This window comes from Brotocaccenecus cirricatena (assembly GCF_020687045.1).
GTDB classification, from domain to species: Bacteria; Bacillota; Clostridia; order Oscillospirales; family Oscillospiraceae; genus Vescimonas; species Vescimonas cirricatena.
Genome location: NZ_JAJEPW010000141.1, coordinates 1 through 1,920, shown reverse-complemented (window position 1 = coordinate 1,920; position 1,920 = coordinate 1). Strand labels below are relative to the sequence as shown.

The following is a 1,920-nucleotide window of genomic DNA, read 5'->3' as shown; positions in this document are numbered from 1 at the left end:
TCCTGAAGTTCTACGCCGCCATCTCCCTGGGCCACAGCTGTAACTTTGTTCGGGCCGGGTGATTATTGTGCGCTTACGAATTGCCTGCAGCGTGGTTCACTTATTGTGCCTGAACAGCCGAAAAGCCTTATTTCAAGCGGTTTTCGGGCGTAGAAAAAGTCCACTGCATATTGCGCGTGTGAGCGGCCACAGATGCGTTGCTCAGCGGCCGGATTGCGCTCCCAGCGGCCACCCAATAATTGAAGCATTTTGCTGAATCTCCATAATGGTATTATCTGCGTCAGCAGAAATACTTTTCAGGAGGACAGTACAATGCTGGACTACAAAGACATCATCGTCAAACACTTCGGACTGGGAATGTCCGGACGCCAGATCGCCAGAGAGCTTGGCGTCAGCAAGTCGGGCGTCAATGACGTTCTGGGGGCATTCAAGCGGTGCGAAAGTCTGGATTTCCCTCTGCCGGAGGGAATCACCAACTACGGGATCGCCGCAAAGATCTACGGCGGCAGCCCCGGCGCGGTTGGCCGTGACATGACTTATGCTTGCCCGGATTTTGAGGACATCCACAAGCAGCTCCATGGAAGGAAGAACATGACGCTGGTCTATCTCTGGAACCGCTACATGAAGACCTGCGAAGCAGAGGGGCGAAAGGGCTACCAGTACCGGCAATTTTGCAAGCAGTACAGCCGGTGGTGCGAAACGAACAAGGAATCCATGCATATCACCGCTGTGAGCGGACAGAAGATGGAGGTGGACTTTGCTGGGAAAACCTTTCAGATGGTGGATCATCTTACCGGAGAGCTTTTGGACATCGTTGTTTTTGTCGCCGTCCTACCATACTCCCAGTACATTTATGCGGAGGGAATGACCTCTACGAGGGAGCCGCAGTGGATTGCGGTGAATAACCATGCTTTGCAGTACTTTGGTGGCGTCCCGGCGCTTGTTGTCTGCGACAACTGCAAGCAGGCCGTGATTGCAAACCGTGACTGGATCGCCCCGGAACTGAACAGGGATTACGCCGAGTGGGCGGAGCACAACCACACGCTCATTCTCCCTGCCAAGGTAAAGAAGCCGAAGTACAAGAGTTCGGTGGAAAATGCTGTTGGCATTCTGGAAAAGGGCATTTTCCATGATATGGAGGAGCACGAGTATTTCAGCCTGGAACAGTTCGCTGATGGGCTGTACGACCCATGCGGAGCCGGAATCCAACAAACTGACGGAGGCGGAGCTTCAGGAGCTCCAGGAGCTGTTCGCCCCGGGAAGTTGGTATGCCCAGGCCTGCACCAGCTACTATGAAGCGGCGGAGGCCGTGGATCTGGGCCGTCTGTTCTACGATGGCATCGGCTACGCGGGACTGGTCTATGGACAGTGCTATGTGACCGATCGGGAGCGGGACTGGGTGCTGGAGCAGGAACCTGCGGCAGAGAATTACGGCATTTTCCGGGCGCCCCGGGCGGCCATGGATGACATTCTCCGGCAGTATTTTGACATCTCCCTGGACGATACCCGGAAAATGGGGCTGGATAACCTGCTCTATTGGGAAGAGGCCGACGCCTGGTACGCCGCCCACACGGATACGGGCCTGAATACGGTGACGCTGACCGGCGGTGAGCGCACGGACGATGGTCTGCTGAAGCTATCCTATTCCGGCGGCTGTATCACCCTGCGCTCCACGCCGGACGGACAGAGCCCACAGCCCTATTTCATCGTTTCCAACCAGCCGGAAGGTTGATGCCAATATAGGAAAAGGGAGAGCGATCACGCTCTCCCTTTTATCGTATTGGTTCACAAAGTCAGCGCAAAAAAGAAAGGATTCCAAGCATTTCTGCTCAGAATCCTTACATTTGTCATAACTCAACACTATAGATTTTTTCGAAATTTGCTTTAAAAAAACGTCGTATGACAGCAAGAAAAACTTGA

The 1,920-nt window shown here is 54.1% G+C and carries 1 protein-coding gene; it reads left to right on the top strand.

The annotated features are described in order from the left end of the window. Positions 1–312 precede the first annotated feature (312 nt). Positions 313–1,296: an IS21 family transposase gene (gene istA, locus LKD37_RS17430; RefSeq protein ID WP_302930321.1), complete on the top strand. Its 984-nt coding sequence runs from the start codon at positions 313–315 to the stop codon at positions 1,294–1,296. Positions 1,297–1,920 lie beyond the last annotated feature (624 nt).